The organism is Vibrio sp. YT-18, from assembly GCF_033337345.1.
In the GTDB taxonomy this organism is placed as follows: Bacteria; Pseudomonadota; Gammaproteobacteria; order Enterobacterales; family Vibrionaceae; genus Vibrio; species Vibrio alginolyticus.
Window position 1 is genome coordinate 1 of record NZ_JAWOQO010000077.1, and the last position, 1,619, is coordinate 1,619.

At 48.7% G+C, this 1,619-nt stretch carries 2 protein-coding genes; both read right to left on the reverse strand.

The annotated features are described in order from the left end of the window. Positions 1-1,362, reverse strand: a 1,362-nt coding sequence (gene metL / locus R7M72_RS24405) for a bifunctional aspartate kinase/homoserine dehydrogenase II (RefSeq protein WP_318056376.1), incomplete at its 3' end; no start/stop codon positions are given. 15 nt (positions 1,363-1,377) lie between these two features. Further along, a partial coding sequence (locus tag R7M72_RS24410) for a PLP-dependent transferase (RefSeq protein ID WP_318056377.1) occupies positions 1,378-1,619 on the reverse strand: 242 nt, incomplete at its 5' end.

A 1,619-nucleotide genomic window follows, 5' to 3' on the forward strand; every position in this document is an offset into this window, starting at 1 on the left:
CGCTACCGCTACGCGCTTTTGCGCTTGGAATAACTGGCTGTGAATCAACTGCACTAATGCTTCGGTATCGGTGCGACGTAGTACCGCAACTAGGCTTAAACCTGATTCAGTTTCAGAAACAAATTCAACTGGTGCGTGCTTCAATTTTTGGTAAAAACCAAAACAATGGTTGGCATTCTTCGTTACGCCCGCTCCGACAGCGGCTACAAGTGAATAGCCTTCTTTGAGTTTGATTTCAGCTTCAACCGCAAGATCTTGTAGATACTTCAGCGCACCTGTCGCAATCTCTGCGGTGTACGCTAAGCGTAATTTTTGCTGATCGGCTTGGGCTTCGTAAGAGAGTGGCTCGAGTTGCGCACGTTGAAGATACTTTAAAACATCACTTTGGGTTTTGTTGAAGTCATGACCATGTCTAAAGGACAATTGAATCAACAATACCTCATCCAAAGAAGTGATGATTTTTGCTCCACGCCCAGAAGCAAGTACACGCTCAATACGCGTTGAACCCGATTCAGGTTGATAGCTGCACTTGAGGCTTAAGTCCATCGTGCTTTGCGCGACAGGTTGTAACGTACGGCTATGCAAGACCGGCGCTGCAAGGCGGGCCAGTTCACTCGCTTCGTCTAAGCGCAGTAAAGGCAACAGACATGCGTCCGACACTAAACGAGGATCCGCACTGTAAACACCAGCAACATCACTCCAAATGGTTACGGTTGTCACTTCCGCCAAAGCACCGATTACGGTTGCGGAATAATCCGAGCCATTCCGCCCCAACAGCACGGTTTCTCCTGCCTCATTTTGCGCCATAAATCCGGTGATGATGACGCGTTTGTGGCTGTGTTGCGCCAACGCCTCCTTAATCAGGGGATAAGAACGCGCACGGTCAACTTCCGGTTGAGTACCAGCTTCTGCACGTAAAAATGCACGTGCATCTTGTGCGACCGCAGGAACATTTTGTTGTGAAAGCAAGGCAGCCAATAAACGTGAAGACCACACTTCACCGTGACCCAACACTGCCGCTTTTTGCGCATCCGTCAGTGGTGCAGCCTGCTCGGCTAAGGTACTGAACTCATCGTGCAAAGAAGCGAGCAATTGCGTCTGCACCTCGCCTTCTAATAAAGATTCAATTAGCTCCGACTGGAATTGTCTTAAGCCTTGCAGTGCTTCATGCGCAATACGGCCATCTTTGTCTAAACCTTCCAGAAACTCGATCAAGCGATTAGTGGTCTTCCCCGCGGCGGATACCACCACCAGATCATTCTCGGCAGAGTATTCTTTGAGAATATCGGCCACACGTAAGTAACATTCAGGGTTTGCTAAGCTGCTGCCACCAAATTTATGTAACTGACGTTGTACACTCATTTTTTAGTTCTCCTATTACTGAGCAGCTTTTACAAAGGCTTGATCGAGATCGGCAATCAGGTCTTGTGCATCTTCTAAACCCACAGACAAACGAAGCAGCTGATGCGACACGCCCGCTTCCGCTAACGCCTCTTCCCCCATGGCTCGATGCGTCATAGATGCTGGGTGACAAATCAAACTCTCCACGCCACCAAGCGACTCTGCAAGAGAAAACAGTTCGAGCTCTTTAACAAACACTTTAAGTTGCTCAAATGAGC